14 protein-coding genes and 1 pseudogene are annotated in these 19,748 nt (G+C 59.7%); 9 read left to right on the top strand and 6 right to left on the bottom strand.

What is annotated here, in order from left to right:
• Positions 1-10: 10 nt before the first annotated feature.
• Both araD1 and FFI16_RS09305 read right to left on the bottom strand, forming a co-directional pair.
• Positions 11-1,000 carry an AraD1 family protein gene (araD1, locus tag FFI16_RS09310; protein ID WP_138815023.1) on the bottom strand — a complete coding sequence of 330 codons (990 nt, stop codon included), beginning with the start codon at positions 998-1,000 and terminating at the stop codon, positions 11-13.
• Between the two features lie 15 nt (positions 1,001-1,015).
• Positions 1,016-2,338, bottom strand: coding sequence for an MFS transporter (locus FFI16_RS09305; RefSeq protein ID WP_138815022.1), 1,323 nt, complete (start codon positions 2,336-2,338; stop codon positions 1,016-1,018).
• A 192-nt stretch (positions 2,339-2,530) separates the two neighbouring features.
• Between FFI16_RS09305 and FFI16_RS09300 the strand changes: the two genes are divergently transcribed.
• Genes FFI16_RS09300 through FFI16_RS09290 form a run of 3 tightly spaced genes read left to right on the top strand, consistent with a single transcriptional unit; the run spans position 2,531 to position 5,758 of the window.
• On the top strand, positions 2,531-4,267 hold the full coding sequence (locus FFI16_RS09300; RefSeq protein ID WP_138815021.1) for an IlvD/Edd family dehydratase: 1,737 nt from the start codon (positions 2,531-2,533) through the stop codon (positions 4,265-4,267).
• A 48-nt stretch (positions 4,268-4,315) separates the two neighbouring features.
• On the top strand, positions 4,316-5,038 hold the full coding sequence (locus tag FFI16_RS09295; protein WP_138815020.1) for a FadR/GntR family transcriptional regulator: 723 nt from the start codon (positions 4,316-4,318) through the stop codon (positions 5,036-5,038).
• Between the two features lie 42 nt (positions 5,039-5,080).
• Positions 5,081-5,758, top strand: coding sequence for an SOS response-associated peptidase family protein (locus tag FFI16_RS09290; RefSeq protein WP_138815019.1), 678 nt, complete (start codon positions 5,081-5,083; stop codon positions 5,756-5,758).
• A gap of 4 nt (positions 5,759-5,762) precedes the next feature.
• Here the strand turns inward: FFI16_RS09290 and FFI16_RS09285 are convergent, their stop codons facing one another.
• Both FFI16_RS09285 and FFI16_RS09280 read right to left on the bottom strand, forming a co-directional pair.
• On the bottom strand, positions 5,763-6,803 hold the full coding sequence (locus FFI16_RS09285) for a diguanylate cyclase (protein WP_178112655.1): 1,041 nt from the start codon (positions 6,801-6,803) through the stop codon (positions 5,763-5,765).
• A complete protein-coding gene (locus tag FFI16_RS09280; RefSeq protein ID WP_138815017.1) occupies positions 6,793-7,683 on the bottom strand; it encodes a hypothetical protein in 891 nt (296 codons plus the stop codon). Before FFI16_RS09280 ends, FFI16_RS09285 begins: the two co-directional genes overlap by 11 nt.
• Positions 7,684-8,007: 324 nt before the next feature.
• Between FFI16_RS09280 and FFI16_RS09275 the strand changes: the two genes are divergently transcribed.
• From FFI16_RS09275 to FFI16_RS09260, 4 genes are all read left to right on the top strand, one after another.
• Positions 8,008-8,883 (top strand): bestrophin family protein, encoded by an 876-nt coding sequence (locus FFI16_RS09275; RefSeq protein WP_138815016.1) that lies wholly within the window; start codon positions 8,008-8,010, stop codon positions 8,881-8,883.
• 101 nt (positions 8,884-8,984) lie between these two features.
• Positions 8,985-9,872, top strand: coding sequence for a proline iminopeptidase-family hydrolase (locus FFI16_RS09270; RefSeq protein WP_138815015.1), 888 nt, complete (start codon positions 8,985-8,987; stop codon positions 9,870-9,872).
• A 254-nt stretch (positions 9,873-10,126) separates the two neighbouring features.
• Positions 10,127-12,535, top strand: a complete 2,409-nt coding sequence (locus tag FFI16_RS09265; RefSeq protein ID WP_138815014.1) for a glucose/quinate/shikimate family membrane-bound PQQ-dependent dehydrogenase — start codon at positions 10,127-10,129, stop codon at positions 12,533-12,535.
• Between the two features lie 67 nt (positions 12,536-12,602).
• Positions 12,603-13,868, top strand: coding sequence for a carbohydrate porin (locus FFI16_RS09260; RefSeq protein WP_138815013.1), 1,266 nt, complete (start codon positions 12,603-12,605; stop codon positions 13,866-13,868).
• 115 nt (positions 13,869-13,983) lie between these two features.
• Here FFI16_RS09260 and FFI16_RS09255 read toward each other — a convergent pair whose 3' ends face one another.
• Positions 13,984-16,581, bottom strand: a complete 2,598-nt coding sequence (locus tag FFI16_RS09255) for a hypothetical protein (RefSeq protein ID WP_138815012.1) — start codon at positions 16,579-16,581, stop codon at positions 13,984-13,986.
• A gap of 367 nt (positions 16,582-16,948) precedes the next feature.
• On the opposite strand from FFI16_RS09255, the pseudogene FFI16_RS09250 reads away from it, so the two are divergent.
• Positions 16,949-17,080: pseudogene (locus FFI16_RS09250) on the top strand (LysR family transcriptional regulator); the annotation flags it as partial.
• Positions 17,081-17,096: 16 nt separating this feature from the next.
• On the opposite strand, the gene FFI16_RS09245 reads toward FFI16_RS09250, so the two are convergent.
• Positions 17,097-18,278 (bottom strand): XylR family transcriptional regulator, encoded by a 1,182-nt coding sequence (locus tag FFI16_RS09245; protein WP_138815011.1) that lies wholly within the window; start codon positions 18,276-18,278, stop codon positions 17,097-17,099.
• Positions 18,279-18,417: 139 nt separating this feature from the next.
• Here FFI16_RS09245 and xylA point away from each other — a divergent pair, with 139 nt between their 5' ends.
• Positions 18,418-19,734: a xylose isomerase gene (xylA, locus tag FFI16_RS09240; RefSeq protein ID WP_138815010.1), complete on the top strand. Its 1,317-nt coding sequence runs from the start codon at positions 18,418-18,420 to the stop codon at positions 19,732-19,734.
• The last annotated feature ends 14 nt before the right edge of the window (positions 19,735-19,748 follow it).

The raw sequence follows: 19,748 nt of genomic DNA, 5'->3' as shown, positions 1-19,748 counted from the left end.
GCTGATCTCCTTAAAGGCTGATGACAGTGCCAGGTTCGAACGCCGCTTCGGCGCTGCCGACCCGGTTGACCAGTGGCGCGCCGAACTCAGCCTGGCTGATCTCGAACACGTCCCCCGGCTGGGTACGTATACCGTCGGCGAATGACAAGGTGGCGGTGCCGAAGAAATGAATGTGCACGTCACCCGGAGTCAGAAACTGGCTGTATTTGAAATGGTGGTACTCAAGGTTTTCCAGGCTGTGGCACATGTTCGCCTCGCCACTGAGAAATTCGCTTTCCCATAACACTTGGCCGTTTCTAAGGATGCGGCTGGTGCCCGCCAGATGCTCTGGCAACTCGCCCACGCGCAACTCCGGGCCATAGCTGCAACTGCGCAACTTGGAATGGGCCAGGTACAGGTAATTCTTGCGTTCCATGACGTGGTCGGAGAACTCGTTGCCCACCGCAAAGCCCAGGCGATAGGGCTTGCTGTCTCGGCCGATCACGTACAGGCCGCCGATTTCCGGCTCTTCACCGGCGTCTTCGGCAAAGGGTGGCACCGGGAACGCCTGGCCTGGGCGCACGACAATAGTGCCGTCACCCTTATAGAACCATTCCGGTTGCACACCGGCCTGGCCGGTCGGCGGTTTGCCGCCCTCCACGCCCCATTTGAAGATACGCATGGTATCGGTCAAGGCGCTGTCGTCACCGGCCTGGTGCATTTTGTCGCGGGCCGAGGCGCTGCCCAGGTGCGTCAAGCCAGTGCCGCTGATCAGCATGTGCGCCGGGTCCGGATGGTCCAGCGGCGGCAGGACTTTGAGGTCCGCCAACAGCGCGGCGTAGTCGTAACTGTCGCCCAGCCCGAGGCTGTCGACCTGTTGCGCCAGGCCCACACCGGCGTCGATGGCGGCCAGCGCCAATTCACGCACGCTGCGCGCGGTTTGCACTTCGCGCACTGTGTTGCCTTGCACCACGCCGACACGACGCTCACCGTTACGCAATTCGAACTGAACTAAACGCATCAAACTTCTCCAGGATTATGTACGTGTGGCGCCTCTGGCGCTGGCGGCAAATTGCTCGGCAGGCAGCACGTGCTTACGCTCCAGCACGCGGTACACCACAGCGGTCAACAGCAGCCCGAACACCATTACCCCGGCCAGGAAATACAGGCCCGAGGCCAGGTTGCCGGTGTATTCCTTGAGCGCGCCGATCACGAACGGGCCGATATAGCCGCCGAGGTTGCCCACCGAGTTGATCAACGCAATGCCCGCCGCCGCACTGGCACCGGCGAAGAATCGCCCGGGCAAGGTCCAGAACACTGCGGTGCAGGAAAACAAGGCAAAAGCCGCGAGGCACAGCGCCGCCATTTGCAGCACCGGCACGCTCAGCCAGGCACTGCAGAACAAGCCGATGGCGCCGAGTACATAAAGCACGGCGAGGTGGCCATAACGATCGTTCAAGCGGTCGGAACTGCGCGGGATGATCAGCAGCCCGATGATGCCGAAGATATAGGGCACGGCCGAGATGAAGCCGGTCATCAAGTCAGTGCCGCCGAACTGTTTGATCAGGGTCGGCAACCACAGGCCCAAGCCATAGATGCTCAAGGTCACCGGCAGGTAGAACAGCGCCAGCAGCAACACGCGTTTGTCCTTGAGGGCATGCAGCGGGTTGCCGTGGCGGGTCTGGCCGTAGGCTTGCAGGTCCTTGGCCAACTCACCCGTAAGCCAGGTTTTCTCGTCCTCGCTCATCCATGTGACCTGCTTGGGGCCGTCCGGCAGAAAGCGCAGCACCGGCCAGGTCAGCAGCAACGCCGGCGTGCCGATCACGATAAACAACCATTGCCAGCCGTGCAGCCCGAGGATGCCGTCCATGCCCAGCAGGCCGCCGGACACCGGCCCGGTGATCATCATGGCAATCGGCTGGGAGAGGATGAACAGCCCCAGGATCTTGCCGCGATGGCGCACCGGGAACCACTGGGTGATGTAGTACAGCACGCCCGGAAAGAACCCGGCTTCGGCCGCGCCGAGCAGAAAGCGCATCACATAGAAACTGTGCGGCCCCTGCACAAAGGCCATGCCGATGGTGATGGCGCCCCAGGTCAGCATGATCCGTGCAAACCAGCGTCGCGCGCCAAAACGGTCGAGCATCAGGTTGCTGGGGATCTCAAACAGGAAGTAGCCAATAAAGAACAACCCGGCACCGAGCCCATAGGCAGCATCGCCGATGCCGACGTCGGCGCCCATGTGCAGCTTGGCAAACCCCACCGCCGAGCGGTCTACGTAGGCGATCAGGTACAGCAGGATCAGGAAGGGAATCAGTTTCAGCGTGATACGCCGAACAAGCCGCAATTCCTGGCTCATGGGGTCGATCTCCGATTGTTGTTTTTATAGAAGCTCGGGGGCTGCCTCTCGCGAAAATCCGCCAGGGTCATACCTCAGTTGAGTCGGACTATATAGTATGACTATTTGCAAAACAACACTTCCAAAGCTGCGATTTTGCGCTTATGTTTGAGCGAATATAGAACATATAGTCATACAATAAGAGAGTCGATCATGCCTGATAAAAAGCCCGCCCTCCGCTCCGCCCAGTGGTTTGGTACCGCCGACAAGAACGGTTTCATGTACCGCAGCTGGATGAAGAACCAGGGCATTGCCGACCATCAGTTCCATGGCAAACCGATCATCGGCATCTGTAACACCTGGTCGGAACTGACCCCGTGCAACGCGCACTTCCGCCAGATCGCCGAGCACGTCAAACGCGGTGTGATCGAGGCCGGTGGTTTCCCGGTGGAATTCCCGGTGTTCTCCAATGGCGAGTCCAACCTGCGCCCCACGGCCATGCTCACCCGCAACCTGGCGAGCATGGATGTGGAAGAAGCCATTCGCGGCAACCCCATCGACGGTGTGGTGCTGCTGACCGGCTGTGACAAGACCACCCCGGCGCTGCTGATGGGCGCGGCCAGTTGTGACGTGCCGGCCATCGTGGTCACCGGTGGCCCAATGCTCAACGGCAAGCACAAGGGCCAGGACATCGGTTCGGGCACGGTGGTGTGGCAACTGAGCGAACAGGTCAAGGCCGGCACCATCACCCTTGACGATTTCCTTGCAGCCGAAGGTGGCATGTCGCGCTCGGCGGGCACCTGCAACACCATGGGCACGGCGTCGACCATGGCCTGCATGGCCGAAGCACTCGGCACCTCCCTGCCCCACAACGCGGCAATTCCGGCGGTGGATGCGCGGCGCTATGTGCTGGCGCATATGTCCGGCATGCGCGCGGTCGAGATGGTGCGTGAAGATTTGAAGCTGTCGAAAATCCTTACCAAGGAGGCGTTTGAAAACGCGATCCGGGTGAATGCGGCCATCGGCGGTTCGACCAACGCGGTGATCCACCTCAAGGCCATTGCCGGGCGTATCGGTGTCGAACTCGATCTGGACGATTGGACCCGCATGGGCCGTGGCGTGCCGACCATCGTCGACCTGCAGCCGTCAGGGCGTTTCCTGATGGAAGAGTTCTACTACGCCGGCGGCTTGCCGGCCGTGCTGCGGCGCCTGGGCGAAGCCAACCTGATCCCGCATCCCCATGCCCTGACGGTGAATGGCAAGTCGTTGGGCGAGAACACCCAGGACTCGCCGATCTACGGCCAGGACGAGGTGATCCGCACCCTCGATAACCCGATCCGCGCCGACGGCGGTATTTGCGTATTGCGCGGCAACCTGGCGCCGCTGGGCGCTGTGCTCAAGCCCTCCGCCGCCAGCCCCGAACTGATGCAACACCGTGGCCGCGCAGTGGTGTTCGAGAACTTTGACATGTACAAGGCACGCATTAATGACCCGGCGCTGGAGGTGGATGCCAACTCGATTCTGGTCATGAAAAACTGTGGGCCCAAAGGTTACCCGGGCATGGCCGAAGTCGGCAACATGGGCCTGCCCGCCAAGTTGCTGGCCCAGGGCGTGACCGACATGGTGCGGATTTCCGATGCACGCATGAGTGGCACCGCCTACGGCACAGTGGTGTTGCATGTGGCGCCGGAAGCCGCCGCCGGCGGGCCGCTGGCCACGGTGCAGGAAGGTGACTGGATCGAGCTCGACTGCGCCAACGGCCGCCTGCACCTGGATATCTCCGACGCCGAACTGGCGGCGCGCATGGCTGACCTGGCGCCGCCGCAAAACCTGATCGTCGGCGGCTACCGCCAGCTGTATATCGACCACGTGCTGCAGGCCGACCAAGGCTGTGACTTCGACTTCCTGGTGGGCTGCCGTGGCGCGGAAGTCCCCCGGCATTCCCACTAATTGGGATGCTATGATGCCGCGAACCTAAGCCAGAGCCTCCCCGTCGTTATGGATCACCAGCCGCCCAAGCCGCGCAAGAGCCAGCATGCCCAGATCGTTCAGGACTTGGGCATGCACATCGTTTCCGGGCGCTTCAAGCCTGAGGAGCGCCTGCCCATGGAAGCCACGCTGTGCGAGGAATACCAGGTCAGCCGCTCGGTGTTGCGTGAGGCGACCCGCGTGCTCAGCGCCAAGGGCCTGGTGTACTCCAAACCACGGGTGGGCGCGGTGGTGCGGCCACGGGTGAAATGGCATTTGCTTGACCCGGACGTGCTGTCCTGGCTGATGCAGTCCACGCCCCACAGCGAGTTCTTCAACACCCTGGCCGGTGTGCGGCGCATCCTCGAACCGGAAATCGCCGCCATGGCGGCGACCACGGCCACCGCCGAAGACATCGCCACCATCGAAACCGCCTACCTGGGCATGGAAACCGCCAAGACCCACGACGACCTGCTGCAGGCCGACCTGGACTTCCACCGCGCCATCGCCGACGCGACCCGCAACGATCTGCTCGCCTACATGTGCAATATGCTGTCGTTGCCGCTGCGCGAATCGATCAACATCACCAACCGCCGCCCCGACATCCAGGGCCTGAGCCTGCCCCGCCACAAAGCGATCCTCACCGCCATCCAGAACCGTGACGCCCTCGGCGCCCGGCACGCTTCGTTGGTGCAACTGGATGACACGCGGGTGGCGCTGGACACGGTGATGAACGTGCTCACGCCGCTGTAAATTCATGGTCTACGCTCAGGAGGTCAGTTCGAGGGACCGGCCATGTGCGGACGACTTTCGCAGTACCGCGGTATTCATGACTTTGTGGCGGCGCTGAGCATGCCCAATGCCCTGGCCAATAGCGTGGGCGACCAGCCGCTTGAGCGCTACAACGTGGCGCCGACCACACCTGTGGCGTTGCTGCACCTGGACAATGACCTTTTGCACGCTGACCCGGTGCGGTGGGGTTGGCGCCCGCACTGGAGCAAAGAGCGCCTGCTGCCGATCAACGCCCGCGTTGAGAAGGTCGCGCACGGCGCGTTCTTTCGTGCGATCTGGCCGCATCGCGCGATTGCCCCTGTCGATAACTGGTTTGAATGGGTGGATGAAGGCTGTGCGAAAAAGCAGCCCTACCTGATCCGTCGCCGCGACGCTGCGCCGGTATTCTGTGCCGCCATCGGCCAGTTGCCCGACGCCGATGAGGGCGCGGGCGCACACGATGGCTTCGTGATCATCACCGCCGACAGCGCCGGTGGCATGGTCGACATCCACGACCGCAGGCCGGTGGTGTTCACCCCTGAGCTGGCCCGTGAGTGGCTGGACCCGGCCACCTCTCACAGTCGCGCCGAGCAGATGGTGCTGTTGCAGGGCGAGCCGGCAGACGTGTTCGAATGGTTCAAGGTCGACAGTGCGGTGGGCAACACACGCAACAATGGGCCTGCGTTGATCCAGCCATGCTGAGTATTCATTGCGCCGTTGCACGCTCTTGCAACTCAATCGGCTTGCCCTCCAGATAGGCCCGGTCCTTGCCATTATGCTTGGCGCCATACAGGTTGCGGTCAGCGTTTTTGAGTACCGCCGACATCTCGTCCCCGGGCGAAAACCGCGCCATTCCCGCGCTGCACGTGTAGTTGTGCGGCGCCGCCACGCTGCCTCGGATGGCCTGTAACAAATCCCGGGCGAAATCACAGGCAACGGCCGGGTCGTCGCCCAACAACAGCACGCCGAACTCTTCGCCGCCGATCCTGCCGAAACTGTGACTGCCTTGGGTGGTTTTCAGGCAGGTGGCCATTGAGCAGAGAATCCTGTCACCCACATCATGCCCGTACAGGTCATTTTTCTGTTTGAAACTGTCGATATCCAACATCATGAAATAGCCACGCTGGCCGCTGGCAATCAGCGCATCGAAGCTTTGCATGAAGGCACGCCGATTGAGAATGGAGGTCAGGTAGTCCGTCTCGGCCATTTCGCGAAACTCACTCTCTACCAGCAATACCGATCGCAAGTTCTTCAAGTAGGAGAAATTCAGGATAAAACCCACGGAGATCGACGCGGCGCAAAAAATATACAGGTAGACCTGGGCGCCCGCGTATATATCCACCTGCATGCAGGGCCACAGAATCAGCCAGACCAATGTGACGCAGATCAGATAATCCTGAGCACTGATGAACAGGATGGCACTGCTGATCACCAGGGTGACCGCCAATGGCAAGGCAAAAATACGCAGCTCCCCATGCGTGCTGATCACATAGGCAAAACCCACCGACAGCAGCACCCCGTAAATGCCACCCAACACTCGCCACAGAAAAAAGTTGGCGGTCATGCGGTGCAGGCAGCACACACCCGACAGGCCCAGGGTGATGGCCAATAAATAAATATCCAGCTGCATGGCCGGATGAATTAACAATACGCCTAGCCAGGCAATAATCCCTATCAACTCGGCCTGCGTCACCGCCGGTGACAGTAACCTGCGCATCCTCGGCCTTAACTTCAAGTTAGCGGGCATCCTTCTCCCCTCTTTCAACCGCATGCAGGCCGACCGCAAATGAAAACGCCATGAACCGTCTTACCAGGCGGATAAAAGCAGGCAGCACTTCCAGCTGTTTTTTAGCATGCACTTTAAAATAGCCCTTCTCGACGCCCTCCCGCACCATTCGAATAACGTGGGTTTTCGACACCGACAGTTGTTGGGCGAGGGCAAGATAAGATGACGACTTGAAGGTTATCTCGCCGTTTTCAGGGGTAAAGGCATCGTTATAAATCGCCAGCATCAACAGATGCCCGGCGTCTTTCTTCACCAGCCAATAGCATTCTGGCAGCAGCACATCCACGGTCAGTTCATTGCTCAGCAGTTGTGCGAAACCTTTGAAATAAACAGCCAGAAACTCACGATCATCCATCGCGCACATCTTTTGAAAAAGCCCCTTCTCCGGGCACATCAGTGCCAGTGAGTCGGTGATAGAGGTGAGCATCAGCCGCACTTCCCGGCAGGCTTCGTCCGAGGGCGCGTACACCCTGAAACGGCTGTCCTCCGGGTGCGCGTCGATCACCATGAACCCCAGCGCCCGAAACAGCAGGAAGATCGACTCCAGGCTGTTTCTTGAGCAATACCCCCGGGCCACGCAAAAGGCTTTCACCTCGCACAGCAAGGCTGTCGGTTTGGAAAAGTACTCGCTCAAGAGAGCAAAGGAGACCATCAAACGGCTGTATTTCATTGCACTTTTGTAGAAAAACGGCCGTTTCGAGTAAGGGCCAAGAAGCACCTGATAATGCGCCCGAATACAAGATTCAAAGTCCTCATGACGTTCAAGTGCATGTGCAGTATTACTGATATCCAACTTTAACGAACTGACGCGCATGAAAGAGCCCTGATCAACCAACTTCATCCCACTGATCTAGACTACGAAGTTCACGTAGTCAGGTCCCAAAACAAATCACGTCGTAAAACGGCCCCTGATGGCGCTTTGCCTTTGGGGCCAATGTACAGTGATTGCCGCGCGGCACAGCATCATTACCAAAGTTGTTCCAACTGCACTTCTTGCGCTATTTGCTAACGCGCGAGCGGTGCACTTGCTTGAATTAGCAGTGCGAAGATTGTGTGGGACGCAGACCCAATAAATGGCGCCAGAAATATGACCGCGAACCTTTCACCGCCTACGGGCGTCCGAGCTAGGGTGTTTATTGCCCATCGCCCGCCGTGAGGTCCTCGTTTGAAAGCCGCCATCGTCAAAAAGTACCGTCTGATTATCAAAACCATGGGTTATGTGGGTTGGGCCTTGTTCTGGCTTTTGTTATGGGATGTGGCCGTCACGGTCGATTTCATGTTGTTCCTGACCACCAAGATTAACTTGCCGCTGATGCCACTGACCCTGCTGGGTTCGGCGCTGGTGGTGTTGATCAGTTTTCGTAACAGCAGCGCCTATAACCGCTGGTGGGAAGCACGCACGTTATGGGGCGCGATGGTGAATAACTCGCGCAGTTTTGCCCGCCAGGTGCTGACGCTGCTGGAAGATCCCGAGGGCGAGGTGAACCCGGTCAAGGCCACCCTGTTGCGCCGCCATGTGGCCTATGTGAACTGCCTGGCGGCGCACCTCAAGGGCCGGCCGTGCCCGGATGAAGTGCGTGCGTTTATCCCCGCCGACGAGTTTGCGCGTAACGGCGCCACCAATAACTTTGCCAATGACATCCTCACCGGCTCGGCGACGTTGTTGGCCCGCGAATACAAGGCCGGGCACCTGGACAGTATTCGCTTGGCGCGGCTGGAGTCGACATTGGTGGACCTGTCCAACGCCCAGGGCGGCATGGAGCGTATCGCCAATACGCCGCTGCCCTACCCTTACGTGTATTTCCCGCGGCTGTTTATCTCGCTGTTCTGCCTGATCGTGCCGGTGGGCCTGGTGGAATCCCTGGGCTGGTTCACACCGCTGGCCTCGACGGTGGTGGGCTTTATGCTGCTGGCGATCGAACGCATCGGCACCGACCTGCAAAGCCCGTTTCACTCCAGCGAACACCAGATCCAGATGGAAACCATCTGCGAAACCATCGAGAAAAACCTGCAGTCAATGCAACGTGATGCGCTGGCTTAAGCACAGGGTGCTTTTAAGCTCAGAACCTATCATTTTTACCAGTGCCCCTGGAGCGCGGTTTTGACTAGCCTGTAGCGCATCTATCCAAGGAGGTACACAGCATGCAGGTTCACGAAGGTTATGCCGATTTCCGTGGCTATCGGACATGGTTCCGGGTCACCGGCGACTTGAAGTCCGGGCGCCTGCCCTTGATCGTCGCGCACGGCGGCCCCGGCTGCACCCATGACTACGTCGACAGTTTCAAGGACCTGGCCGATACGGGGCGCGCCGTGGTGCACTACGACCAACTCGGCAATGGCCGCTCCACCCATCTGCGCGACGCACCCGCTGACTTCTGGAATGTAGAGTTATTCCTGGCAGAACTGAACAACCTGATCGAACACCTGCACATCCGCGAGTACGCGCTGCTGGGCCAGTCCTGGGGCGGCATGCTCGGGGCTGAACACGCGGTACGCCAACCCGCCGGGTTAAAGGCATTGATCATCGCCAATTCGCCCGCCTCCATGGAGCTGTGGTGCGCCGCCGCGCATGAACTGCGCCAGGCACTGCCCGCCGAGGTGCAAGCCACCCTGCTGCGCCATGAGGCGGCCGGCACCACCGACAGCGCCGAGTACCGCGCGGCCTCGGATGTGTATTACGCCCGCCACGTCTGCCGCCTCCAGCCGGAGCCCGCCGAAGTGCTGCGCACCAATGCCGCCATCGACGCCGACCCCACCGTGTATCACACCATGAACGGCCCCACTGAGTTCCATGTGATCGGCAGCCTGCGCAACTGGAGCATCATCGAGCGCCTGCCACGCATCGAGGTGCCGACGCTGTTGATCTCCGGACGCTTCGATGAAGCCACGCCCGCCACGGTACAGCCGTTTGCCGATGGCATCCGCGACGTGCGCTGGCAGATTTTTGAGGCGTCGAGCCATATGCCGCACGTTGAAGAGCGTGAGGCGTGCATGGCGTGTGTGGGAGCGTTTCTGGCGCACGTGGAGTAATAACCGACAAGCCCATGTGGAACGGGGTTTATGTGGGAGCTGGCTTGCCTGCGATAGCAACAGTGAATTCAACATCGTCATCGCAGGCAAGCCAGCTCCCACACTTTGATCTGTATGGCATCGGTGCCCTGCAAAGCAGGGCTTTGCTGTTGTGCCCGCATTTGTAAAAGACTATTACGCAGCACAATGTACTAACTGGTTACTTATATTGCTAAAATCGCGTCTTTGCCCTCTCACCTTCGAGTCCTGTCGACATGAAAAGAGCATCGCGCGCCGCTGGCGCCTCTAGATTTCTCCTGCTGGGCCTGGGCGTGGTTATCGCCCTGCTCGGCGTAGCGCTGGCTGTGGGCGGCGCCAAACTGGTCAGCCTGGGCGGTTCCTGGTACTTCCTGGTCGGTGGCGTGGCCATGGCCGTTTCCGGCCTGTTGATTGCGCGGCGCAAGCCGGCGGGTGCATGGCTGTTCGCCGCGTTCCTGGTCTGCACCGCCGTGTGGGCGATTGCGGATGTGGGCCTGGTGTACTGGCCGCTGTTTTCGCGGCTGTTCATGTTTGCGGTGATAGGCCTGGTGGTGGCGCTGGTGTATCCGCTGCTGGTCGGCCGGCCTGCGCGCGGTGCCTATGGCGTTGCCGCCGTGCTGGCAGTGGGCGTGGCGGTGGCGGCGGGCAATATGTTCGTGGCGCACCCAAGCGTTGCGCCTACCGGCAAAGGCCCAGGCATCACGCCAGTGGCCGCCGGCGATGCGCAGAAGGACTGGGCGCATTACGGCAACACCGAAGGTGGCAGCCGCTTTGCGGCGCTGGACCAGATCAACCGCGACACCGTCAATAAACTCAAAGTGGCGTGGACCTACCACACCGGCGACGTGGCGATCAGCGATGGCAACGGCGCCGAGGACCAACTGACGCCCCTGCAGATCGGCAACAAGGTGTTTATCTGCACCCCGCACAACAACCTGATCGCCCTGGATGCCGACACCGGCAAAGAGCTGTGGAAAAACGAAGTTAACGCCAAGTCGGCAGTCTGGCAGCGTTGCCGTGGCATGGCGTATTTCGACGCCACCGCGCCGCTTGCCCAGCCAACCCAACCCAACAGCTCGCCGATCATTGCCGCCAGCGTACCGGCCGGGGCGCAATGCCAACGCCGTTTGCTGACCAACACCATTGATGCGCGCCTGATCGCGGTGGATGCCGATACCGGCAAATTCTGCGAAGACTTCGGTACCCACGGCCAGGTGGACCTCAAGGCCGGCCTGGGCAATGTACCCGACAGCTACTACCAGCTGTCCTCGGCACCCTTGATCGCCGGCACCACCGTGGTGGTCGGCGGCCGCGTGGCGGATAACGTGCAAACCGATATGCCCGGCGGTGTGATCCGCGGCTTCGACGTGATCAGCGGGCAGATGCGCTGGGCGTTCGACCCGGGCAACCCCGAAGACAAACAAGCCCCGGCAGCCGGCAGCACTTATGTGCGCAGCACGCCGAACAGCTGGGCGCCGATGTCTTATGACCCGCTGATGAACACGGTTTTCCTGCCGATGGGCAGTTCGTCCACCGACATCTACGGCGTTGAACGGACCCAACTGAACCACAAATACGGTGCTTCGGTGCTGGCGCTGGACGCCTCCACCGGCGCAGAAAAGTGGGTGTACCAGACCGTCCACAATGACCTGTGGGACTTCGACCTGCCGATGCAGCCGAGCCTGATCGACTTCACCCCACCAGGCAGCGACAAGGCCGTACCGGCGCTGGTGATCGGCACCAAGGCCGGGCAAATCTATGTGCTCGACCGCGCCACCGGCAAGCCGCTGACCGACGTGAAGGAAGTACCGGTCAAGGCCGCCAACATTCCCAACGAGCCTTATTCGCCGACCCAGCCTAAATCGGTGGGCATGCCACAGATCGGCGCGCAGACGCTGACCGAATCGGACATGTGGGGCGCTACGCCGTTCGACCAATTGCTGTGCCGCATCGACTTCAAAGGCATGCGCTACGAAGGCTTGTACACCGCGCCGGGCACGGATAAATCGCTGAGCTTCCCGGGCTCTTTGGGCGGCATGAACTGGGGCAGTATTTCCACCGACCCGGTGCACGGTTTTATCTTCGTCAATGACATGCGCCTGGGCCTGTGGATCCAGATGGTGCCGTCGCAGAACAAGGCCCAGGCCGCCTCCGGTGGCGAAGCGCTGAATACCGGCATGGGCGCCGTGCCGCTCAAGGGCACGCCGTATGCGGTGAACAAAAACCGCTTCCTGTCGGTGGCCGGCATTCCGTGCCAGGCGCCGCCGTTCGGCACCCTGACTGCCATCGACATGAAGACTCAGCAGATCGCCTGGCAAGTGCCGGTCGGCACTGTTGAGGACACCGGCCCGCTGGGCATCCGCATGCACCTGCCGATCAAGGTCGGCCTGCCGACGCTGGGCGGCACCTTGTCGACCCAGGGCGGGCTGATCTTTATCGCCGGCACCCAGGACTTCTACCTGCGCGCCTTCAACAGCGGCAACGGTGATGAAGTCTGGAAAGCCCGCCTGCCAGTGGGCAGCCAGGGCGGCCCGATGACCTATGTGTCGCCTAAAACCGGCAAGCAGTACATCGTCATCACCGCTGGCGGTGCACGCCAGTCCACTGATCGCGGTGACTACGTGATCGCCTACGCCCTGCCGTAACCCTCTGTTCGCGCGGTGCTCCCGCACCGCGCGCTCCTTTGTGTACATGCAGCTTGGAAGACCCCGCATGACCCTCACTTCTCCTATGCCCTTCGGCCGCCTGGTGCTGGGCCTGGCCTTTGCTGCCGCCCTGCCCGTGCAAGCCGACGACACTACCCTGACCGGCGACTGGGGCGGCCTGCGCCGTGAACTTGACGAGCAAGGTATCCGCTTCACCGGCGACTACAGCGGCGAGACCGCCTACAACGCCGACGGCGGCCAACACCGCTCGGCGCGCTACTCGCAGAACATCAAGCTGGGTGTGCAGTTCGACCTCGGCAAGCTCTACGGCTTGACCAATGGCGACCGCATTCAACTGACCATCAATGACCGGCGCGGCAACAGCGCCTCCGAAGACCTGGTGGGCAACCGACTGCCGATCCAGGAGAACTATGGCGGCCTCTACACCCGCCTCACCGAGCTGAGCTACGAGCGCACGCTGTTCACCCCCGCGCTGAACATCAAGCTCGGTTACATGGCGATGGGCAATGACCTCGGTGGCCTCGACAGCGGCATCCTGTGCAACTTCATGAACGCCGGTTTCTGCGGGCACCCGCTGAACATGTCCGGCGGCAGCGGCTGGACCAACTACCCGAATGCACGCCTGGGTGCGCGGGTGAAATACGACTTTTCGCCAAACTGGCAACTGCGCGTGGCGGCATTTAATGTCGACCCCGACAGCAACGGCAACTCCAGCCGCGCCTGGCGCCTGGACCCCAAACGCACCACCGGCACCGTGGTGCCGATCGAGCTGGTGTACAAACACGCGGGCACGCTGCCGGGTGAGTACAAGCTGGGTTATTACTACGACAGCTCCAATGTGAAGCGCATTGGCAGCAACAAAGACGTCAACGGTCGCGGCGGTCACTACCTGCTGATCGACCAGGCCGTCTGGGCTTCCAGCACATCCGCAGGCCGCGTGCTGCACGCGTTCAGCCAATACTCGGCGGCCAGCGAAGCTGCCTCGCCGTTCAGCAAGTGGTACGGCGCAGGCGTGGTGCTGTACAAGCCGTTTGAAGGCCGCCCACGCGACACACTTGCCTTGGGTTATGGCCGCGCGGTGCCGAACCCACGCAGCCGTGACGTGCAGGAGTTGGCGGCGTTCAATGCCGGGGCGGACTACCCCAACCTGAACAATGCCGAGCAATTGATCGAACTCAGTTATGGCTACCAGGCCACGCCGTGGCTGACGCTGCGCCCGGATGTGCAATACATCATTGAGCCGGGGGCGTTTTCCGGTGAAAGCATCGATAACGCGCTGGTGCTCGGGCTGCAGGTGAAAGCAACCTTCTAATGGCGCTGTTGACGGTGCGCTGACCATGCCCGTCATGCCGTGACTAACCCCTCCCCATGCCCGGCATGGGGAGGGTCGAACAGCGACATTTGTGCAGGTGTATGACTAAGGTCTTTCAATCATCGTCGCTGATGTCGCTATCGCTGATTTCGTTATTTTTATTCGCGAAGTCGTCGCGAAACCATTCGTCATCTATCGCCTTTTCACTCTCAGTCATATGCGTACTGTCGTGCCAGGCCTTTTGTTGCTCGTCCGTCAGCTTGCCGTCCTTCACAAATTTTTCGACTGGCAGTATTTGTTTAACGGCGGGGCTGAGATTGGTGTCGTGTAATTCGGCGGGCGGTTGGTAATGACCACTCGAATTCGTCCAAAACTCCGGCTTACCGTTCTTGATATAAACAGTACCGGCATACAGCACATCGGTGGAACCGCCCTTGATAGACTGCAGACCGCTGGTCAATGCCGAATGCCCTTCCACTAATTCGGGATTAGTGTGAACACTGTAGGGATAAGGCTTGCCCTCTGGCGTGAGGCCTTTGTTCATAGAACCCAGGTATACCTTGTCCGGCTCATCGGCACGCACGACAAATGCATACGCTCCGTCCATCATAAAGGGCTTGGAGTTGTTAGGGTTTTGCGTTCTGAGGCTATAGGTGCCATTGGCGCGTTTATCAAGTTGCAGTATTTGATCAGACGTGGCCGGCCTTTGAAGTGTCGTACCTGCAATACGTTCCTTCAGGCGAACAGGTGTAAATGCTGGTTCTGATGTATCCGGTTCTACCCCTCCGTTGATTGCGACACGCCCCCAATCACCCTTTCCGTCAGGGTAAACCGTCATTACCGGCTTACGCGTATCAGGATTAATGATCTGCGCATACTCGTCGTTCGGCTTGAAGGTGCCCAAGATCTCGTAAACCTTAGGCACACCTGTTGCATCGGCATAACGGATAAACAACCGGTTGAAGCCGCCTGTTTCATCCTTGACTTGATAAACGCCCTTCGTATTGCGCGTAGCATGTTTAATCAGTTGCTCACCATTGGGCACCGCGTGCTCACTGATGGACCCCGCTTGCCGAGGGCCGAGGACTTGAGGAAGGTTGTCGTTGGCAACCGGTGGTTTATTCGCGGGTTCTGGGTTGTTTGCCGCCGACGCCGCATCAGTCTCACTCGAAACCTTGGGTGTTCGCACAAACTCGAACTCGTTGGTCTGTGCACTGTAGCGCCAGCTGTAAGGTTTAGACGAGGAGAACCCATTGGCTGCGGGCGGCTCACCCAGCCCTGCCTCCGCCGCCGAGGGTGCAAGTTCGTGCAGCAACTGCAGGCCGGAGATCACTGCGGCGGCAGTACCGCCCACGCGATCTTCGGCGGTCATGCCATGCGAGGCATCATGGATGCCAAACACCACACTACCGGCATTGCCGACGATGGGCACGTAACCGAAGGTATTTCCCCAAAGCTCTTTCACAGACTTCCAGGACTGCTGTGAGGAGCCAAACACTTGGGTCTGGTCATCGTCTTTTGTATTCTTGAGGTTCAACGCCTGATAGGCACCGACAATACCGGAATCAAGGTTGCCGAACTTTAACGCATGATCAGCACCTCGCGACTGCGTGTAATTAAATGTCTCCCATACCGGCACATTTCTTTCTGCAATCCCATGTTTACGTCCCAGGTAGGTCGCATAGTTACCGATAATCAAATTATCGAGTACATCGACCGCCTTGGGTTTATGAGCATCCAGGCCACCTTGCTTATCCTTGGCGTTAAACCTGCTCTGCAACTCATTGTGGTTTTTCTTTGCCCAGCGGGCAAAATCCTCATCGCCGTGTATTTTAGTGACCGTGCCGCTCTTCAAATCAATCATCAGGCCTTTATTGGGCCTGGGATCATGATGGCCGTTATAGTTCACATGCGGGATAAATGCATACCCGGCCAGTGGATAGCCGTATATATTTGGAATAATGACATTGCCGCCCTTATCCAGCGTGCGCTCGATCGCCGATCGGTCCGCAGGGTCGAGCTTTTCATAGGCCGACTTGTCGTTACGCAAACCGTCTAATACGCCCCGCACAACATAGGCATCGGCTTTGCCCGAGCGCTTCGCCAAGGCCCCCGATTTGTCGTGCATGCGCTTGAATATGTCGTCCTTCCAATGATGCTGGAGGTACTTACCCATCAGTTCCAGATTGTTGATTTTGTTCTTGTCTTCTTGCTTGAATGTCACACTTTGTTGATCAATCAGGCCGCCGCTCGGTGGCCGGTCATGCTTAAGGGCACCGGCTGCAATTTCCCAGGCAGAGTAGGTGCGCGTGTATTCATCGGTCTTGTGAGTGACCCCATTAAGCTCTTTTGTGTAGGCCCTGAACGTCACGGTGATTTTTTCATGCGGGTCGTACCCTGCCGCCATTAGCCCAGCGCTGAAGTAGCCGCCAGGCTGCAGGAACGGACGAGTCTGCTGGAACCTGATATTGCTTTCGCCTTCCTCATCACTTTCTATGTTCTTGATTTGCGTGACCACACGGCCGGCGTAGGCATCGATTTGCTTTAGCAGTTCCTCTGGCTTGTCGCTCGCCGCAGGCGGGGAGTCGGTGACGGATCCATAAATCACCTCCTTGGCGAAATCAAATTCATGATTAGGGGCCGGGGCTTGAATCGGCTTTTGTCCAAGACCCGGTTTTTTATCTTCTGTACCGCTCGGCGCGTCATCGAGCATGTTTTCTGGTGACGACGAATCGCGAATTGCCCGAGGCGCACGACTGTGTTCAGCAGGTGTTGGATGGCCAGGGATGGAAGGTTGCGACAGCAGAGATGGGCGTATATTCATGATCGACTTAGTTTTCAGGCTGTTGCTCTTGATAAGCCCCCTGCAGTTGGCCATATACGCCCGGGCCAGGTACCGGACGCTTCTTGTACATCGTGCACGTTAGAGGGCGGCATATACCGGTGTATTTCTTCGCACAGCAAGTACACAAAATACCTACACCGGTAACCACGTAAGTCGTACAGCCGAGTCAATGCGTTCCTTCAACAGCAGCGGCATTTGTAACCTGGTGTTTATCAAGCCCAGGCATGGGCATTACAACAGCGAAGACCTGCGCAACTCGGCGCTCAACCACCTGGGCATCGCCCGGCTCCCGGACTTCAGCGCACAGGCGGCGCTGGCCAGCGGCAAGTTGATGCAAGTGCTCAAGGGCTGGACACTCAAGGGCGCGTTAAAAACAGATTGCTCTACGATGTACTCACGCCGTGCTGGTACTCACGCGGCGTACAGCCAAACTCTCGCCGAAACACCGTGTGCAGGTACTGCGCCGATTTAAAGCCGCAATTGTGAGCAACGTCGGCGATCGCCAACGCCTGGTCCTCCAGGCCCTTGGCCGCCGCCGCGAGTTTGAAGCGCAGGATTTCGTCATGCACGCTGCACCCACGCACCTTGCGAAAGTGCGACTCCAGGGATGAGCGCGACACACCCACATACGCCGCCACCTGCGCGGTCTTGATGCCCTGGCAGGCGTATTGGCGAATAAACAGCAACGCCTGCATCACATAGGGATTGCCCAACGGTTGATGCAGGCTCGAGGCTTGCACATTGATTGCATCCGGCGGCACCAGGATCTGCGTGCCCGCGCAGGGTTTGCCGTGCAACATTTGGTGCAGCAGCGCGGCGGCGGTGCGGCCCATGGTCTCGGTGCCCTGGATCACCGAGCTGAGCGGCACCCGCGTGAGGGTGCGGGTCAGCGGGTCGTTGTCGATGCCGATCAACGCGACCTGTTCCGGCACGGCGATGCCGGCGGTCAGGCAGGCTTGCAGCAATTGCCGGGCGCGGGCATCGGTGACGGCGATGATACCGATGGGCTTGGGCAAGGCTTGCAGCCAGGCAATCTGCTGCTCCACCGCGCTGTCCCACAGCGGCGCGCTGGTGCCCAGCCCACGGTACACCTCAACCTGCAAACCATCGCGTTGCATCAGGCGGCGAAAGGCTTTCTCGCGCTCCTGCGCCCAGCGGTTGGCCTGGGCTTCGGGCAGGCTGAAACAGGCAAAGCGGGTCAGCCCCGCCTCAATCAAGTGTTCATAAGCCAGTTTGATCAACGCGTAGTTGTCCGTGGCCACATACGGAATGCCTTTGGGATAGGCTCGCGCATCCTCGTAAGAGCCACCCACCGCCACCACCGGCAAATGAATATCGGCCAGCGCCTCGCCGATCAGCGGGTCATCGAAGTCGGCGATGATGCCGTCGCCCTGCCAGCGTTCGATGCCTCTTAGCCGGCACAGAAAATCTTCTTCCAGGAACAAATCCCAGGACGCACGGGTACTGCTCAAGTAATTGCCGATGCCGCTGATGATGCCGCGGTCATAGATTTTGCTGCCGTTGAACAACAGGGCGATGCGGTGCACGGGCGGTAGGGTTTTCATTGTTTTTGTCCTTGAGCCGGTCGTGACAGCCTAGCCCTCTCTACTCAAAATCGCACCATGGCTTGGTGACTTTCATAATCTTCGAGCCACAGGCCGTTGCTAGTATCGGGGCACCGCCAAGAACAATAAGGAAAACGCCATGCCGTACTTCCCAGGTGTCGAGAAGGTTCGCTTCGAAGGCCCCGACAGCGACGCCCCCCTCGCCTTTCGTCATTACGATGCCAACAAGCTGATCCTCGGCAAGCCCATGCGTGAACACCTGCGCATGGCCGCCTGCTACTGGCACACCTTCGTGTGGCCGGGGGCGGACATGTTCGGCATGGGCACCTTCAAACGCCCGTGGCAACGCAGCGGTGAGCCGATGGACGTGGCCATCGGCAAGGCGGAAGCAGCGTTCGAGTTTTTCTCCAAGCTGGGCATTGATTACTACAGCTTTCACGACACCGATGTGGCGCCCGAAGGCAGTTCGCTCAAGGAATACCGCAACCACTTTGCCCAGATGGTCGACCACCTTGAGCGCCACCAGGAACAGACCGGCATCCAGTTGCTGTGGGGCACCGCCAACTGTTTCAGCCACCCGCGTTTTGCCGCTGGCGCCGCCAGCAACCCGGACCCGGAGGTGTTTGCCTACGCCGCCGCCCAGGTGTTCAGCGCGATGAACGCCACGCAACGCCTCAAGGGCGCCAACTATGTACTGTGGGGCGGTCGCGAAGGCTATGAAACCTTGCTGAACACCGACCTCAAGCGCGAGCGCGAACAGCTCGGGCGCTTTATGCGCATGGTGGTAGAGCACAAGTACAAGATCGGCTTTAAGGGCGATTTGCTGATCGAACCCAAGCCCCAGGAGCCGACCAAACACCAATACGATTACGACAGCGCCACGGTGTTCGGTTTCCTGCATGAGTTCGGCCTGGAGCACGAGATCAAAGTGAACATCGAGGCCAACCACGCCACCTTGGCCGGGCACAGTTTTCACCATGAAATTGCCACCGCCGTGTCCCTCGGAATTTTTGGCAGCATCGACGCCAACCGTGGCGACCCGCAGAACGGCTGGGACACCGACCAGTTCCCCAACAGTGTCGAGGAGATGACCCTGGCCACCTATGAAATCCTTAAGGCTGGGGGCTTCAAGAACGGCGGCTACAACTTTGACTCCAAAGTGCGCCGCCAGAGCCTGGATGAGATTGACCTGTTCCATGGGCATGTCGCGGCCATGGATGTGCTCGCCCTGTCCCTGGAGCGCGCTGCTGCCATGGTGCAGAACGACCGCTTGCAGCAGTTCAAGGACCAGCGCTATGCCGGCTGGCAGCAACCCCTGGGCCAGGCGGTGCTGGCCGGTGAGTTCAGCCTGGAGTCACTGGCTGAACATGCCTTTGCCCAAGCCCTGAACCCACAGGCGGTGAGTGGTCGCCAGGAGATGCTCGAAGGCGTGGTCAATCGGTTTATCTATCGGTGACATTTGCACGACAA

This window comes from Pseudomonas sp. KBS0710, assembly GCF_005938045.2.
In the GTDB taxonomy this organism is placed as follows: Bacteria; Pseudomonadota; Gammaproteobacteria; order Pseudomonadales; family Pseudomonadaceae; genus Aquipseudomonas.
Note: the sequence above shows the minus strand (reverse complement) of the source record. Positions and strands in the feature narration are given on the sequence as shown.

What these genes read in the sequence shown, in the direction of transcription:
- FFI16_RS09300 (WP_138815021.1), top strand. Translation starts at nt 2,531, where the DNA reads ATGCCTGATAAAAAGCCCGCCCTCCGCTCCGCCCAGTGGTTTGGTACC.
- xylA (WP_138815010.1), top strand. Translation starts at nt 18,418, where the DNA reads ATGCCGTACTTCCCAGGTGTCGAGAAGGTTCGCTTCGAAGGCCCCGAC.
- FFI16_RS09285 (WP_178112655.1), bottom strand. Translation starts at nt 6,803, where the DNA reads ATGCCCGCTAACTTGAAGTTAAGGCCGAGGATGCGCAGGTTACTGTCA.
- FFI16_RS09260 (WP_138815013.1), top strand. Translation starts at nt 12,603, where the DNA reads ATGACCCTCACTTCTCCTATGCCCTTCGGCCGCCTGGTGCTGGGCCTG.
- FFI16_RS09270 (WP_138815015.1), top strand. Translation starts at nt 8,985, where the DNA reads ATGCAGGTTCACGAAGGTTATGCCGATTTCCGTGGCTATCGGACATGG.
- FFI16_RS09280 (WP_138815017.1), bottom strand. Translation starts at nt 7,683, where the DNA reads ATGAAGTTGGTTGATCAGGGCTCTTTCATGCGCGTCAGTTCGTTAAAG.
- FFI16_RS09265 (WP_138815014.1), top strand. Translation starts at nt 10,127, where the DNA reads ATGAAAAGAGCATCGCGCGCCGCTGGCGCCTCTAGATTTCTCCTGCTG.
- FFI16_RS09255 (WP_138815012.1), bottom strand. Translation starts at nt 16,581, where the DNA reads ATGCTCGATGACGCGCCGAGCGGTACAGAAGATAAAAAACCGGGTCTT.
- araD1 (WP_138815023.1), bottom strand. Translation starts at nt 1,000, where the DNA reads ATGCGTTTAGTTCAGTTCGAATTGCGTAACGGTGAGCGTCGTGTCGGC.
- FFI16_RS09245 (WP_138815011.1), bottom strand. Translation starts at nt 18,278, where the DNA reads ATGAAAACCCTACCGCCCGTGCACCGCATCGCCCTGTTGTTCAACGGC.
- FFI16_RS09305 (WP_138815022.1), bottom strand. Translation starts at nt 2,338, where the DNA reads ATGAGCCAGGAATTGCGGCTTGTTCGGCGTATCACGCTGAAACTGATT.
- FFI16_RS09290 (WP_138815019.1), top strand. Translation starts at nt 5,081, where the DNA reads ATGTGCGGACGACTTTCGCAGTACCGCGGTATTCATGACTTTGTGGCG.
- FFI16_RS09295 (WP_138815020.1), top strand. Translation starts at nt 4,316, where the DNA reads ATGGATCACCAGCCGCCCAAGCCGCGCAAGAGCCAGCATGCCCAGATC.